Annotated in this window: 10 protein-coding genes and 3 pseudogenes; 11 read left to right on the top strand and 2 right to left on the bottom strand. The window is 58.4% G+C overall.

Annotated elements, in window-relative coordinates:
* Positions 1 to 258: 258 nt before the first annotated feature.
* Positions 259 to 459 (bottom strand): hypothetical protein, encoded by a 201-nt coding sequence (locus EOA33_RS38785; protein ID WP_024505365.1) that lies wholly within the window; start codon positions 457 to 459, stop codon positions 259 to 261.
* Between the two features lie 100 nt (positions 460 to 559).
* On the opposite strand from EOA33_RS38785, the pseudogene glyA reads away from it, so the two are divergent.
* The 9 genes and pseudogenes from glyA (at position 560) to EOA33_RS00315 (ending at position 11728) form a co-directional block, all read left to right on the top strand.
* Positions 560 to 1880: pseudogene (gene glyA, locus EOA33_RS00355) on the top strand (serine hydroxymethyltransferase).
* A 55-nt stretch (positions 1881 to 1935) separates the two neighbouring features.
* On the top strand, positions 1936 to 3111 hold the full coding sequence (gene metK / locus EOA33_RS00350) for a methionine adenosyltransferase (protein WP_063169265.1): 1176 nt from the start codon (positions 1936 to 1938) through the stop codon (positions 3109 to 3111).
* 100 nt (positions 3112 to 3211) lie between these two features.
* On the top strand, positions 3212 to 4225 hold the full coding sequence (locus EOA33_RS00345; protein ID WP_126063919.1) for an adenosine kinase: 1014 nt from the start codon (positions 3212 to 3214) through the stop codon (positions 4223 to 4225).
* Positions 4226 to 4290: 65 nt separating this feature from the next.
* Positions 4291 to 5325 (top strand): L-threonine 3-dehydrogenase, encoded by a 1035-nt coding sequence (tdh, locus tag EOA33_RS00340; protein WP_126063920.1) that lies wholly within the window; start codon positions 4291 to 4293, stop codon positions 5323 to 5325.
* A gap of 714 nt (positions 5326 to 6039) precedes the next feature.
* Positions 6040 to 6208: pseudogene (locus tag EOA33_RS40115) on the top strand (transposase); the annotation flags it as partial.
* Between the two features lie 812 nt (positions 6209 to 7020).
* Positions 7021 to 7707 (top strand): response regulator transcription factor, encoded by a 687-nt coding sequence (locus EOA33_RS00330; RefSeq protein WP_024505585.1) that lies wholly within the window; start codon positions 7021 to 7023, stop codon positions 7705 to 7707.
* 71 nt (positions 7708 to 7778) lie between these two features.
* Positions 7779 to 9200, top strand: a complete 1422-nt coding sequence (locus EOA33_RS00325; protein WP_050580548.1) for a type II and III secretion system protein family protein — start codon at positions 7779 to 7781, stop codon at positions 9198 to 9200.
* Positions 9201 to 9212: 12 nt separating this feature from the next.
* Positions 9213 to 9773: a CpaD family pilus assembly lipoprotein gene (locus EOA33_RS00320; protein WP_063169261.1), complete on the top strand. Its 561-nt coding sequence runs from the start codon at positions 9213 to 9215 to the stop codon at positions 9771 to 9773.
* 83 nt (positions 9774 to 9856) lie between these two features.
* The gene (locus EOA33_RS00315; RefSeq protein ID WP_126080682.1) at positions 9857 to 11728 is read left to right on the top strand and encodes an acyltransferase family protein; all 1872 of its coding nucleotides are present in this window, start codon (positions 9857 to 9859) and stop codon (positions 11726 to 11728) included.
* A gap of 482 nt (positions 11729 to 12210) precedes the next feature.
* Here the strand turns inward: EOA33_RS00315 and EOA33_RS00310 are convergent, their stop codons facing one another.
* Positions 12211 to 13350, bottom strand: coding sequence for a porin (locus tag EOA33_RS00310; protein WP_126063922.1), 1140 nt, complete (start codon positions 13348 to 13350; stop codon positions 12211 to 12213).
* Between the two features lie 682 nt (positions 13351 to 14032).
* On the opposite strand from EOA33_RS00310, the gene EOA33_RS00305 reads away from it, so the two are divergent.
* Positions 14033 to 14389: a hypothetical protein gene (locus tag EOA33_RS00305; RefSeq protein ID WP_024505577.1), complete on the top strand. Its 357-nt coding sequence runs from the start codon at positions 14033 to 14035 to the stop codon at positions 14387 to 14389.
* 470 nt (positions 14390 to 14859) lie between these two features.
* Positions 14860 to 16111 (top strand): annotated as a pseudogene (gene hemN, locus EOA33_RS00300) (oxygen-independent coproporphyrinogen III oxidase); the annotation flags it as partial.

Raw genomic sequence — 16111 nt, 5'->3', positions numbered from 1 at the left:
CAGGTGGTACATTAGCCCCAATATCTGGCGTCTTAGTCGTAGAAAGGACTGTGATCCATCTTCCATTAGCATCCATACCAGCGGATTTACAGCAAATGACGAGAGAGGTCTCATGCGGATTGATGGGGATAGAAGGGCTAGCGGCTTGCTGCATCCCGTCCGGGTTGATGCCAACCAATGTTGACACTGGTAAATCGCCTAAGGACGGCAGCGCATCTTGATCGCCTTCGAATCCTGGGCCTTTGCGCGCATGCGGATCTAACCGTCGGCGAGCTGGCCGATATTACCAGTCTGCCTCGCGAGCAGGTTCGACGCCACGTTCGGCGGCTGGGCAGAGCCAACTTTCTTTGCTGCAACGAACAACGTCCGCAGTCTTCGTACCATATGCAAGCAGGAGGCAAGGATGGCGGGCTGGCTCAATTGGTGGTCGATCTCCTGCCCCACGATGATGGCCATCATAAAAGAGACCTACAACGCCTGGAAGCAATACAAGACGCGCGGTTGAAGGGACCGCCTGCTTGATCGTGAAATAGATCAGTCCAAATGGAGCGCGACTACCATGGATAACTCCGCCGGCGGCGCCATCGCGCAGCCCGACACTTACGGGCGGCCTCACTTAGCCGCCGTCGACTCCCGCGTTCACGAACTGCTTCTAAGACAGGAGCGTCAGGAGCGGACAACTCTCAAACTGATCGCCTCCGAGAACTTTGCCTCCTCGGCGGTGTTGGAAGCGACCGGGTCGATTTTCACCAACAAGTATGCCGAGGGATACCCCGGTGCGCGCTACTACGCCGGAAACGAGATCGTCGATGAGCTTGAGACCCTCGCGATCGAGCGCCTGAAAGCGCTATTTGGCAGTGAACACGCCAACGTCCAGCCTTATTCAGGCTCGCCAGCCAACCAGGCTGTCTATCGCGCGCTTTTGAGCCCCCGTGACAAAGTCATGGGCTTGCCTTTACCCGAAGGCGGCCATCTGACTCACGGTTGGTCCGTCAATTTTTCCGGCAGCGATTATCAGCGCGTCCCGTACAGGCTGCACGAAAAGACACAGCAAATTGACTATGACCACTTGCGCGAGACCGCCAAGCGGGAACGCCCGAAGCTAATTTGGGTCGGCGGAACTGCTTATCCGCGTATTTTTGACTACGCGGCAATGGCCGAAATTGCTTCGGAGGTGAACTCGTATCTGGTGGCTGACATCGCCCACATCTGCGGCCTGGTTGTCGCAGGAGTGCATCCGAACCCCGTGTCCCATTGCGATGTGGTCACCAGCACCTCTCACAAGTCGATCCGCGGTCCCCGGGGTGGCTTCATTTTATCAAGGAATGAAGACCGTTATCAGCCCCTCCATCATCCGAAGAGCAAACACAATCTGCGCCGTGTTCCCTCTTCTGCAGGGCGGACCGCATATGAATACTATCGCCGCGCTTGCCGTCGCTTTGCAGGAAGCAGCGAAGCCGACCTTTCGTGTCTACGGTCAGCAGATCGTGGACAACGCCAAGGCTCTGGCCCAGGCGCTTCTGGAGCGAGGTTATGAACTCGTCACTGGGGGCACTGACAATCACATGCTGATCCTTGATCTTCGGAACCGGCCGCTGTCAGGCAAAGCCTATGCGGAGCGCTTATCGCGTGCAGGCATCATTGCGAATTTCAATATGGTCCCGGGCGACCGGCGGCATCCGGCGCTGACAAGCGGCATCCGCTTAGGGACACCAGCGGTGACGTCCATGGGCATGCGCGAAACGGAGATGGTGCAGATCGCCGCTTTCATCGACTCGGTCTGCCGCCAGCCCGATGACCAGGAAGTTCATGCGAGCGTACGAAGAGACGTTGCCGACTTCTGCACTGCGTTCGATGTTCCCGGCATCCGCGACCGATAAGCCACCCCAATCCAGAAACTCCTCACTAACTCCAACACTTGAAGCGAGGGCATCTATGACCAGGCAGTTCGTGTTCTCTTCCGAATCCGTCGGCGCGGGACACCCCGATAAGATGGCAGACAACATCTCAGATGCCATCCTCGATGCGGTCCTGCGCACCGATCCGAAGGCGCGCGTCGCCTGTGAAGTGTTGGTGAAGACGGGGATGGTCGTTGTGGCTGGCGAGATCACCAGCCATGCCCACATCGATTACAGCCAAGTCGCCCGCGATACGATACTCGATATTGGCTACGACGATGATGCGATTGGCTTTGATGGTCGACGTTGCGCCGTCGTTCTGGCCCTCACCGAGCAGTCGCCCGACATAAGCCAGGGCGTTGATGAAGGACGAGGGCAGGATCTCGGGCAAGGGGCAGGGGATCAGGGCATCATGTTTGGATTCGCATGCAACGAGACGGATACATTGATGCCCCTGCCGATCCAACTCGCTCACCATTTGACGAAAAGACAGGCCGAGGTCCGGAAAGCGGGACAGCTTGGCTGGCTGCGTCCGGACGTGAAATCTCAAGTGTCGGTACGCTACGAAGGGCTCCGCCCGGTGGCGCTGGATACCATAGTCCTGTCAACGCAGCATGACGAAGCGGTCTCACAAGCCACGGTCCGCGAAGGCGTCATTGAGGAGATCATAAAACCGGTCCTGCCGGCCCACCTGGATACTTCGGGGATCAGATTTCTGGTCAACCCAACAGGGCGGTTCGTGGTCGGTGGGCCTGCCGGCGACTGCGGCCTCACAGGACGGAAGATCATCGTCGATTCCTACGGTGGGACCGGGCGTCACGGCGGCGGTGCCTTTTCGGGCAAGGACCCATCCAAGGTTGACCGCTCGGCGGCCTATGCCGCCCGGTATGTCGCGAAGAACATCGTTGCCAGCGGCCTTGCAGAGGTCTGCGAGGTTCAGCTTGCCTACGCGATCGGCGTGGCCAGTCCGGTTTCTGTCATGGTCAATACCTTCGGAACCGCAAGGATCGAGGAAAAAAGGATCGAGCGCCTTGTTCTCGAGGTTTTCAATCTCCGACCGAAAGGCATCATCAAGATGCTTGATCTCTTACGGCCGATATACCGCAAGACGGCGACATACGGACACTTCGGGCGTGAAGAGCCTGAGTTCACTTGGGAGAAGACGGACAAAGCTGACGATTTGCTGCGTGAAGCCGGACCGGCAGCTGCGTGAGGGCGGCTGGATCAAGCGCATGCGGCAACCCATTTCAACTCGCGAGACCACGCCCGGCCGGCGTGGCAAGAAGCCGGCTCGGGTTTTGGCGGAGATTTTGATGCCGGATTATGACGTGCTTTGCATCGGCAATGCCATTGTCGACATCATCGCCCAGTGCGACGAGGAATTCCTCGAGACCAACGGCATCATCAAGGGCGCGATGAACCTCATCGACACACAACGCGCCGAACTGCTCTACAGCCGCATGGGTCCGGCGATCGAAGCGTCCGGCGGCAGCGCCGGCAACACGGCGGCCGGCGTCGCCAGCTTTGGCGGCCGCGCGGCCTTCTTCGGCAAGGTCTCCAACGATGCGCTGGGCGAAATCTACGCCCACGACATCCATGCGCAGGGCGTCGCCTTCGGCACCACGCCGCTCAAGGGTGAGCCGCCGACGGCGCGCTCGATGATCTTCGTCACGCCCGACGGCGAGCGCTCGATGAACACCTATCTCGGCGCCTGCGTCGAGCTTGGCCCTGAGGATGTCGAAGCCGACAAGGCGTCCGGCGCCAAGGTCACCTATTTCGAAGGCTATCTGTGGGACCCGCCGCGCGCCAAGGAGGCAATCCGCCAGACGGCGAAGCTGGCGCACGCGGCAGGCCGAGAAGTGTCGATGACGCTATCGGATTCGTTCTGCGTCGACCGCTACCGCGACGAATTCCTCGACCTGATGCGCTCGGGCACGGTCGACATCGTCTTTGCCAACAGCCACGAGATCAAGTCGCTCTACCAGACATCGTCGTTCGACGAGGCGCTGGCCCAGATCCGCAAGGATTGCCGGATCGCCGCCGTCACCCGCTCGGAAAAAGGCTCGGTGATCGTGCGCGGCGACGAGACCGTGGTGATCAAGGCGACCGCCATCAAGGAACTGGTCGACACGACGGGCGCCGGCGATCTCTATGCCGCCGGCTTCCTGCATGGCTACACGCAAGGCCGCGACCTGCAGACTTGCGGCGACCTTGGCTCACTGGCAGCCGGATTGGTGATCCAGCAGATCGGCCCCAGGCCCCGTCAGAATTTGCGCCGCGAGGCCGAGCAGGCGGGGCTGACCATTCCGGACGTTCAAACGAGTTAGTGGCCTACCTTCCCGTTGTGCAGGCTATCTCGCCAGAAGCGCAATCACGGAATAGGGAAATCCTGATGTCGAACATGATGAAGGCGCTTGTGAAGGCCAAGGCCGAACCGGGCATCTGGATGGAAGAGGTGCCGGTGCCGGAAATCGGCCCCAACGACGTGCTGATCAAGATCAAGAAGACGGCGATCTGCGGCACCGACGTGCACATCTACAATTGGGACCAGTGGGCGCAGAAGACGGTGCCGGTGCCGATGGTGACGGGCCATGAATTCGTCGGCACCGTTGCCGATTTCGGCGCAGCGGTCACCGAATACAAGGTCGGCCAGCGTGTATTGGGCGAAGGCCACATCGTCTGCGGCCATTGCCGCAACTGTCGCGCCGGGCGAGGGCATCTGTGCCGCAACACACTCGGCGTCGGCGTCAACCGTCCAGGCGCCTTCGGCGAGTATCTGGCGATCCCGCAGCACAATGTCGTGCCGATCCCCGACGATGTGCCCGATGAGATTGCCGCGATCTTCGATCCCTTGGGCAATGCCGTCCACACCGCATTGTCCTTCGATCTGGTCGGCGAGGACGTGCTGGTGACTGGCGCCGGGCCGATCGGCATCATGGGCGCGCTCGTCGCCCAATGCGTCGGCGCGCGCAAAGTGGTCATCACTGACATCAACCCGGTGCGGCTGGCGCTAGCCAAGAAACTCGGCGTCCAGCATGTCGTCGACGCCTCGAAGGAGAAGCTGCGCGACGTCATGCCGGTGCTCGGCATGACCGAGGGGTTCGACGTCGGGCTCGAAATGTCAGGCGCCGCCCCCGCTTTCCGCGACATGATCGACACCATGAACAATGGCGGCAAGATCGCCATTCTGGGCATCGCGCCGACCGGCTTCGAGATCGACTGGAACAAGGTCATCTTCAAGATGCTGCATCTCAAAGGCATCTACGGCCGCGAGATGTTCGAAACCTGGTACAAGATGATCGCGCTTGTGCAGGGTCCGCTGGATGTCTCCGGCCTGATCACCCACCGCATCGGCATCGACGATTTTCAGATCGGTTTCGATGCGATGAAGAGCGGCAGTTCCGGCAAGGTGGTGATGGACTGGTAGGGATTGCCTTGGCCGCTATTCAGGAAAAGCTGACGACAGCACCTCTGGTCCGCCGGACATTTTCCAACTAGGGGAACATGGCTGGGTGGAGAGCTATGGCTCCGCTACGTGCGCTCGCTAATCATACACGGCGACGTATCGCGGCCCACCCGGTGACGGTCGATGGGGCAATTCGCTTCAGTCGATGACGGAAACCCGGTGAACCGATGCTGAGGCCCCGACGCGATCGTCTATTTCCTATGATCTGCGATTGAGGTCGAGGTGTTGCCGCTTTCAGCGGGTAAAATGCGATAGACGACTTCCGGTACCCTTCCGGTCAGCGAAAAGGAAGGCAACGAGCCGCATTGCCTCAAGCAAAATGTTACCAATAGTGTCCTGTTCCAAAGGGGATGGACAGGTCGTGCCATTCCGGTTCGGGGGAAGGATGGCGCGGCTCAGCATGGCGACACGGTGAAGCGGCGATCGTGGAGCTTTATTGCGGCGTTGACAAGCGGCGCATTCTGGATGAGTTCGAGGCGGTAACCGGCTATTATTCGCAAGCGCGCGATCCGTCTTATGAACCGTCGTGAGCAGAGGCCGTCTGCGGGCAAGAGCCGCAGCCGCTGTTACGGCAGCGATGTCCGCGACGCGCTCATCGTGTTGTGGGAGGATTCGGAGCGGCTGGGTCCGCATCGACGCTCGCGGCGGCCAGCGCCGCCGGGCAGGAATGAGTTCGCAGTTCGCCGCTCGGTGCCAGCCCGCACCTTCGGCGATTGGAAAGATCCGCCGCCCGGCTTTGTTGAGCGCATTCGGGCACGTCTTCGTCAGGGAGCTTCGTGCAGACGATGGTGCTGACCGGATTGCCGCCGGCTGGACCGATTGCATTCCGCTCCGCACGCGCGACAGCGGCAATGTGATCATGGCGATCAAGCAGGCCCGCTCCCGGTTTCGCTGACCCTGTGCTGCTGTTTGCCGGCATCCGCCCGCACAGGAAGAGCTTGTAAAAGCGGTCGGTGCGGAAATCGAGGAGCCGTTGGTCGTCGATCTTCAGCCTGAACGCGGTCGTTTGCTGGTGCCGCAAATCGGCTGTTGCATGTACATCCCTGTCAGACGTCAGTTTTCCTCGCCTATTTTGGTGTCGAGCGCGAAGTGCTCCAACCAGATTGCAAGGCTTTTTGGAAATGAGAGCGGCTTTGCGCAGGGCGCTCCGTTGTTGAGCATTCAAGCTACCAAGCCAATGACGCGCAGGTTCCACCAGGCTCGCCAGCCTTGAAGGACAGCGAAAAAAGCAGAGCACGACAGACACAACAGTGCATCAGGACGCCGCAGTCGTTGAAGATGGTGCGCTGCATCCATACCGTGGATGCATTCGATCCAAATAATCGATTTGTTCAATCAGTTTCTCGAAAGCTAACCCTACCCTCTGTGGGAATCGGGCTCTGAGCCGCGACGCTGCCTTGCGAGCGCAGGGGCTGCACGTAGGAGAGATGATGCAACGAGAAATCGCACGCGGGTTGCTGGCCTCGTGGGTTCGCCGACCGGCGTATTTGAGCCCGTCAGTTGGTCCTCACCCGCGCCTATTGCCACCGAGCGACTTGCATGTCCCTCCGACTCGGACCAGTTCCGAGAGCTGCGACGAGTTGCGCGCCGTGTGCTCCGATCAGATGGCCGCCGGTGACGCGTTCGATGGGCCGTCCCTCTTCGAGAGGAGATGAAATGCGAACGCTGCTCGTGGATCATCATGCGGATCTTGCGCGCGCCATGCGACTTGCGCTCGGGGATGGCGGCTTCGTCGTTGATGTCGTTGGTACTCTGGAACTGGCTTCGAGTGCATTTTCTTGCGCCAGCTATGAAATTCTCCTGCTGGAATTGGCTCTGCCAGATGGCGATGGCTTGGGTTGGCTGAGGCAGTTGAGGACCCACGGGCATTCAGTTCCTGCCGTCATTATGAGCAGCCTTAACGATCTCGATAAGCGAATTGCGATCTTCAACGGTGGTGCGGACGACTTTCTGCTCAAACCCATCTCTACCGATGAGCTTATTGCCAGAATGAGAGCCATTCTGCGCCGGGCGACACAGATGACCGACCTGAGGCTCGTATTTGGCAATCTCGACTTTGATCCGGTCGCCCGCCAGGTTTTCGTTGATGGGCACCCAATGATGATCGCACGTCGCGAACTCTGTATTCTAGAGCACCTGCTTAACCGGGCAGGCCGCATCGTGCCCCGTGCGCAATTGGAAGATCACCTCTATTCATTCAACGACGACGTGTCTGCCAACGCGCTTGAAGTCGGAATTTATCGTTTACGGGGACATCTGACCAGATCAGGTGCAACGCCACGGATCAAGACCATCCGAGGCATTGGTTACATCCTAGAATTGACTGACGCCTCGTCCGCATAGTTTGTCGAATCGAAAGAAGATCTATTTTGCTGATCCTTCAACATCCTTGCCATGCGCTCAATTGGCGGGCGATCGCCAACAAGGTTACAAGACCTGCAGTTCCCCGTTACCTGGGCCATCTCCTCTGCGCGCTTATTGTGACTTTCCCACTTGGTGTCGCGGCGCAAAACAAGCAGGACAAAGGCCCGCCGCATGCGGCTTCGAATAGCATCAACGCCACGCTGACCCTTTCCTCTTCGCTCGGGGAGACCGTTCATCTGCCCGCGCCAGCCACGACCATCTTTGTTGCTGACCCCACGATCGCGGATTTTCAGGCGCCATCGAGCAAAACAATCTTCGTCTTTGGCAAGAAATCGGGGCGGACCAGCCTATTCGCCTTGGATGGCAATGGCGAGCCTCTCGCCGAATTGCGTATCGTTGTCACGCAACCGATCGGGGATTTACGCGCCATGTTGCGGGAGCAGGTCGGCGACTATCCCATCCGCGTCAACTATACGCCGCGCGGCGCAATCCTTAGCGGGACGGCGCCCGACGCAGAGGTCGCCGACACCGCAAAAAGAGTCACTGAGCAATATCTGGGCGACGGAGCGCAAGTCGTCAACAACATCAAGGTCGCTGGATCCCTGCAAGTTAACCTCAGCGTGCGCGTAGCCGAAGTCTCACGCAGCGCCATGAAGTCACTCGGCGTCAACTTGTCCGCCTTCGGTCAAATCGGCAATTTCAAAGTGGGCGTTCTAAGCGGAAGCGCTGCAAGCGCTGGGTCTGGTTCAACCCAGGGTGGCGGTACAGCAGAAATCGGATTCGACAACGGTGCCGTCAACGTCAGCGCGGTTCTCGACGCGCTCGCCAAGGAGCATATAGCTTCCGTCCTGGCTGAGCCGAACCTCACCGCTATGTCGGGTGAAAAGGCCAGCTTTCTCGCGGGCGGCGAATTTCCCATTCCTGTCCTGCAGGAAAACAGGCAGGTATCGGTTGAATTCCGTCACTTCGGCGTCAGTCTGGAATTTGTGCCGACAGTTCTCAGCAACAATCAAATCAACATTCACGTAACGCCCGAAGTCAGTGAACTGTCGACGCAAGGTGCCGTGCAAATCAACGGAATTTCCGTGCCGGCAGTTTCCACGCGCCGAGCCGATACGGTCGTCGAACTCGCCAGCGGCCAGAGCTTCGCAATCGGCGGTCTAATCAGGCGGAACGTCAACAATGATGTCAGGGCCTTTCCCTGGCTCGGAGAACTGCCGATCCTGGGACCGCTTTTTCGCTCGACCTCGTTTCAAAAAGAGGAGTCAGAACTGGTCATTCTAGTTACGCCTTACATTGTAAGACCAGGCTCCAACCCAAACCAGATGAGCGCACCGACCGAGCGGGCGGCACCGGCTTTGAACGGAGGGGGCGCTCCGACGAATTCCGTGACAAGTCCCCCGCGAGACCGCGCTGCTATCCGTGCGGGCGCGCCAAGCGCCCAGGGCGGTCTCGGCTTCATCATCGAATAGTGTCATCCAAAGATGTTGCGTTTTATAATCCTCTTTGTCGCTCTGGCACCAAGCGTAAGTGGCTGCACAAGCACTACGCCAGTTGATGTCGAACCATCGGCACCAATGCTTGTCCGAGAGGAGACCACCGTCCTGACGTTGCAAAGCCTGCGCGCTTCCGAACGGCAGCGTTTGCGTGTTTTCCTAGACAAGGCCAGTCGCGGCCGGTTCGATGCCATCCACCTCCTCATCAGCGGTTCGCCCCAGCTCAGCGCAGGGGTAGCCCATCAGGCCAGGCAGTTGGCAATCGAAGAAGACAACATTCAATTGCGCGATCAACACGACGCCGGCTCAGTGCGAATTGAGGCGATTGTCTATCACGCCCGTCCGCCGGTCTGTCCCTCATATGGTGCCTTACCCAATGAAGAATCCTTCAAACAGCCGCTTGGTTGTTCGACAGGACATAACCTGGCCGTGATGGTCAACGATCCGCGCGATCTGCTCGACAATCAGGCCGTCAAGGCCGGCGATGGCGATCGTGCTTCTGTACCAGTTGCAACTTACAGAACATTCGGGACGGATAAAGGTGGCTGATACCGCCCTTATCTCGGCAGCACTCCTACCGGAGATTGAAAGCTTCCAATCGCGTCCTGATCTAAAATAAAAGGAACCGCTGGATGCAATATAGGCGCTATATCGAGGGCCTTAGGGCCGTTGCTGTACTTCCGGTCGTACTCTTTCATTTCGGAATTTCGGCGATCCCGGGTGGCTTTAGCGGGGTCGATATCTTCTTCGTCATCTCCGGCTACCTAACCAGCGGAAGCCTCCTGGATGACCTTGAACGCGGCCAATTTTCCATCGTCAACTTCTACTGGCGCCGTGCCCGGCGCATTCTGCCGGCGCTCGTCTTTGTGATGCTTCTCACCTGCATTGCAGCATTGTTCATTCTTCTGCCACCGGATCTGCGCGGATTCAGTCTTAGCATCATAGCTACCTCGACCTTCTGGTCGAACGTTTTCTTCTGGAAAACGTCAAGTTACTTCTCTATCGATGCCGCGCTTCTACCACTGTTGCACACTTGGCCGCTTTCCGTAGCGGAGCAGTACTACATCTTCGCACCAATCCTGATGTTCCTAATCTATCGCTACATCGGGAAGCGCTGGCTGACGACACTTCTTCCGATAATTCTCTGCAGCTTCGTAGTGGCGGTGATGGCGACATCGCTGGCACCCACCGCCGGATTCTATCTGCTGCCGACCCGAATCTGGGAACTCATGTTGGGCGCCCTGCTCATGCTCAAATGCCCCTCGCCGCTGGGCAACCGATTCCTGATGGAGTCGGTGGGGGTGGCCGGATTTGGCCTTCTCGCCATCGGGTTCTTCGCGATTTCGGCGAGTGATCCGTTCCCAGGCTACAACGCCTTGTATCCATGCATCGGAACGGCCCTTCTGATCTATGTTGGCCAAAATACCCCCTCGACGGTCGCCACCCGCATGCTCGAAGTCCGGCCGCTGGTCTGGATTGGGCTCATCTCGTATTCGTTGTATCTTGTTCACTGGCCTCTCAATGCGTTCGCGCACTATCTTTCGTTCCAAAAACTCGATCCGTTGATGACCGGTGCGATGTTGGTGGCAAGCCTCGCATTGGCTGCATTCTCCTGGAAGTTTGTAGAGCAGCCGTTTCGACAGAAGAGGGCCTTCACCTCCCCGGGGCCTATCTTCGCCTTTTCAGCGCTCGCGATCGTTGTCCTTTGTGCCGGCGGAGCGGCGGGGGCGCTCGGCAATGGCTTTCCGCAACGGTTTCCGGACTATGTCCAGCGGCGCATTTCCGTCGGGGACTGGAGGAATGGCATCTGTTTCAACGAGGGCACCAGCCGGATCGAAAGCTGGAATATGGAGGATTGCACGCGCACCAGCGGTTTTCCAACAACGGTTTTTTTGTGGGGCGACTCCTTCGCCGCGCACTATGTTTCCGGCTTGGGTGCTAACATAAATCGATTGCAGGCGAACATCGTTGAATATACGTACGCCAGCTGCGCGCCGATACTCTATTACTACCCTTACGATCGTCTTGATTGTGTCCGGTTCAATCGCAAGGCCTTGGACGTCATCTTGGAAGCGGACATCAAGACGGTTATCCTCAGCGGTAGATGGAGTGACTATGAGGTCAGAGGTTTCGACGGTCTTCAGCAAACAATCGCTACGCTTCGTGCCCTGGGCGTGCGCGTGTTTGTCATCGGCCAGTCTCCGCAGTTCCCAACTGACGTCCGGAAAATTGCGTTCTTCGCCAAGCGCCAAAATCTGGACGATACGTCCTGGCCGATCGCGATGGACCCCGACATCAACGAACGTGTGCGCTCATTTACCAAAGGCGCCACATTCATCGATCCGCTGAAATTCCTGTGCAGCGCAGGACGCTGCGCCTATTCCGATAGAGGAGAGTTTTTATATTTCGACTATGGTCATTTCTCTTCAGCCGGCGCCACACTGGCAATCTCGAAATACTGGCCGGCTTTTGGCAAGGACAATGCTCTTCCTAAGACGAAGTAGCGGCTCAGCGGCTGACAAGCACCAGTACGGGTCCCAGTGATAGCTCCTGCTTCCGCAGCAGCCGCGACGATGGAGCTGTTCAGGTTTAAGGCCCCCCGATAGTGACCTAGGATGGGTGCTGCCACGCGGCTCGGACTCAGCGTGCATTATCACGTAAATGTTGAGAGAATGAATGGCGCCGCGAAGGGCAATTCCAGCCGTCCAAAGCGACAGGCGTGTCGCGGCCTCGACATTGCAGTGGCGCTTACCTAACACGGCCTCACACTGCCCTCTAAGCGGCCCCGAATTTGAACTGACGGCCCCTGGCCGGTTCATCGGGCAGGTCAAGGGCTAGGTGTAGTACACAGGGCTCATAACTTTCAGTTTCTAGTTGGTACGATGGGCCGTGGACGGTCGATGCAGACTTCAAGATGGCGAACGAAGCTCTCCATGCGTGCGTTGTCGAGGCAAGTGCCTTTGCCATGCTCGCGACTGGAGAGATTTCAAAATGAGCCTTGTAAGCGGAGAATGCCGCCGACGCTGTTCGGCTTGCTCGTGCCCTTGACGGCGGTAGGCTCGGCAGGGCCGAGGCCAGAGTTGCCGTAGTGGTCGTAATCGACCTCGGCTGTGACCGTGAAGCCGGGAACGACCATGTAGGCGACGTTTGCAGCCACACCAGCATCCTTGAGCTGATCACCCGAGACCTGAAGGTTGAACGAAGTTTTCTCGTCAAACTCGTAGGTGGCGCCCGCCCAGAAAGCCCACTGGCCGTTCCAGATTTTGTACGAGCCGCGCCCATGATTGGCAATTGCGCCGTTTGAGTCCTCGTTGAGACTGGCATTGGAACCGTAGCCGAAGAGTCCAAACAGCGACAGCTGGTTTGTGACAGCGACGTCGACGCGGATCTTGCCGGCAAAAGCTTCGTAATTGCTGTCATAAGCCGCGACGCCGGTGATCGAGCCCCAGCCTTGCGTGTATTTCAAGCCGGCGACAACGTGCGGAATATAGCTGTCGATAGTACCGGCTGAGCCCGATCCTTGTTCGAGCGAAATCACAGTCGAAATGCCGTTGCCGGCGTCGAAGTGGTACTGAGCCACGTTGGTGTCGAAGCCGGCCGACGGAACGAGCATACTATCGAGAACGTCGCCAGCGTAGCTTACAAACGTATCGAAGGCCGACCCCTCCTTGCCAACTCGCAGGCCTCCCAGCTCGACCCAGGCAGAAGCCAGTGCGAGGCCGCTGTTGAAATCATAGTTCTGAGGACTGTCATGCGAGTTAGCGCTGTTGCCAAAATTCACGTGGGTTTCGGTATAGGTCGTCAACGCGCCGAGCTCGGTCTGCTGGCCGGTCCAAGTTTTGAACGTGAAGCGTGTGCTGTTTCGCCAAGTGCCTTGGTCCTCGCCAGTTCTCACGTCCGAGGTTCTTGCGCTGTCATACGATCGGACGTCACCCAGGCCGATATCGTAACGGACATAGCCGCCGATGCGCAGGCAGGTCTCGGTGTTGGGAATATAGGAATATCCCGAGCCGAGGACGTCGCAGATCTTGATGTACTCGGCCGGTTCCCGCTCGGCGCCAGCTGCTCGACCGACGGAAACGGTCATCAGAGCAGTTAAGCCGAGAAGAGGACTCTTGATGTACATGTCTAGATCTCCATGAAGGAATAAAAAGGATAGAGGCGAAAGAGCAAGCTTTTCCTCTAAATTTTGTGCGTGTTGTCTCCAATATGTGGACGCCAAAGCGCTTGACACGAGAGGTGAGCCAGCGTAAAAGCCACATGTACTTATAATAGTGTTTTCTGTTAGGAGATTCATTATCGTTTACATGTGAAACACTCCGGTCGGACCGCTGCAGCTCTCCGAAATAGAGCAGCAAGCGACATGCCAACCTGAAGCGTAAATGCGGCCGACACCAAAATCGGGCCGACGCGCCTTCGTCTCGCTGGAATCACTTTTTTTGAGGGTCACTGCGAAAAGCAATGTGCGACACGGTTCGCCATGTTCGATATGTGACAGTCTCGTTTAACAGCGACGGCTTCCCGTCTGACCGCAACGGAGGCCGCGCCATGCGCTACCGAGAAGGATCACTGCGCGTACGCTCCGCAAGGGCTGCGCCAGGAACAGAGGGCGTGCGCGTCCGAGGCGTCGCATGGTGGCCGCAGCACCTTTTCGCCGCTGTAAGTTCGCCGTGCAGGTACATTGCGCGGCCGGAAGCGAGAGGGAGCGCACCCTGAAACGGCTGCCTACGGCTCGCCTCGAGTAATTGGCGATGAACAGCATTCTCGAGAACTTAGTCTCGACGGAAAGAGCAACGAAAGGAAGCCGCTTGGACGAGCACGATCCGAAGGAAGAACCGATCGAGACCATTTTCCGCAACGGCACAATCACTGCCGTGGGTATCCTGCTTGCCTTTTCGCTCGGCTTCCTCACTCATTGGGCCGCGAACCCCTTGCCATGGCAACTCTACGATCTGTTCGCCGTAGTGCCGATCCTGCTCGGCATCGCACTGCAGATGAGAGCGCTGTCCATGCTGCTCGACATGAGTTCCTTGCGGCGCCCCATCTACGAACGCGCCAATCGCATTTTCATGGTCGGCCTCATCCAGACCGCGTGTGGCGTCGGCATGGCCATCTTGGTCGATCTTTTCGGGATATCGGTAGGGGGCACGCTGCCCGGCGCTTGACGACAAGCCACACCGCCGCTCTTCGCTCGAAGCGACGTCAAGCCGGGGAACCTTGTGCACCCCCTAGCGGCGTCCTCCTTTCATCAAATGAGCCGACGTCAGCTTTAGAGCGTCTCGGTGGCTAAAGCCGGTATGGTTTTTCGGCCGGCAGGGAAGGCCGCTGGCTGGACCTGGATGGCGTCTGAACGAGGCTTGACAGGTCCGTTGCGTCGGACATGAATTTCGCATTGCAAAGTTCTTCCGCAGACGCCTCAAGCACACTGCACTGGCGTCACGTACTACTCAGACGTTGAATGCGGCACCGCACCATCACCTCAGGCGCAACCATGGCACGCGCGCTCCCCGGCGTGGTTGACCCCATCCTGTCCAAACGAGACTGCGACATAAGCGGGACGCACTGACTTAGGTCAGAGACCAGGACGAGCGCGCAACGAAAGAATGATGGATCAGCGACGTGGGATGACAGCTCCTTGCACACCTCAATCCTGACAAAGTACCGGGACCCCCGGCCGCCTTGGTATACCATCTATCCGACTGTGCCAGACTTCTCTGCGGCAGTTGGTGCTGACGATTATGAGGAATGGCTGGGGGGCCTCCCGGCCGACGAATCGGTGTCGCTCTATTTCCACATTCCGTTTTGCCGATCCATGTGCTGGTATTGCGGCTTCCCTACCGCGGTCATCCGTCGCAACGGCCCGATCCTTAATTATTTAGCGGTGCTGCGTCAGGAGATCAGTTTGGTGTCGGAGCAAGTGCGGCAAGGGCTGCCGGTGAGCGATGTGCATTTCGGCGCGGAACGCCTCACCTTATCGGGCCAGCCGAGCACTTGGCGCTGATGGAATTTCTACGCCGCCACTTCGCTTTCAGCAAAACTGCTGCGATCACCGTGGAGATCGATCCCCGAACGTTCACACCGGAAATGGCCGAAGCCTTGGCAGCTAACGGTGTCAACCGCGCGAGCATCGGCGTGCAGAGCTTTGATCCCGATGTGCAAAGGCGATCAATCGGATCCAGAGTAAGGTGCAGACGGCCGCTGCAGTCCAAAATCTCCGCCGGCATGGCGTTGGCCATATCAACTTCGACCTCATCTTCGGTCTACCGAAACAGACTGTGCAGTCCTGCATCCAGACCGCGATGGCTGCGGTCGCCATGCGCCCCAACCGGCTTGCGGTGTTCGGATACGCGCATATTCCTTCCGTGATAAAGAACCAGCGCCTATCGAGCAGGCAGGTCTACCGGACGGCGATCTTCGCGCCGAACAGGCTGCAGCTGTCGCCGAGACACTGGTTGGCGCTGGCTACCGGGAGATCGGGCTCGATCATTTCGCTCCGCCGGACGACGAACTCGCGCTAGCGCAGAAGACCGGGCGCGCCTACGGCGTAATTCGCTGGGATACTCGGCCGATACTTGCAAAACGTGATCGGCTTAGGCGCGTCGGCTATTGGCCGAGTCCGCGAGGGGTATGTTCAGAACGAAGTAACACGGGATTCTTACGCCCGGCACATCGCAAGTGGACGTCTGGCGACATCAAAGGGTCACCGTCTGACCGACGATGACCGGGTGCGCGCAGCGATCATCGAGCGACTGATGTGCGATTTGGAGGCCGACGTGCCGACCATCTGTGCCGCCCACGAAATCGAACCAGCTCGTTTTCTCGATTCAGTTGAGAGTTTGGTGACGCTGGCTGAGGAGGGGATCCTGGACGTCGAAAACGGCTTCATC

This window comes from Mesorhizobium sp. M4A.F.Ca.ET.050.02.1.1 (genome assembly GCF_003997725.1).
Taxonomy (GTDB): Bacteria; Pseudomonadota; Alphaproteobacteria; order Rhizobiales; family Rhizobiaceae; genus Mesorhizobium.
The sequence above is the reverse complement of the archived record's forward strand: the minus strand, read 5'-3'. Positions and strand labels throughout refer to the sequence as shown.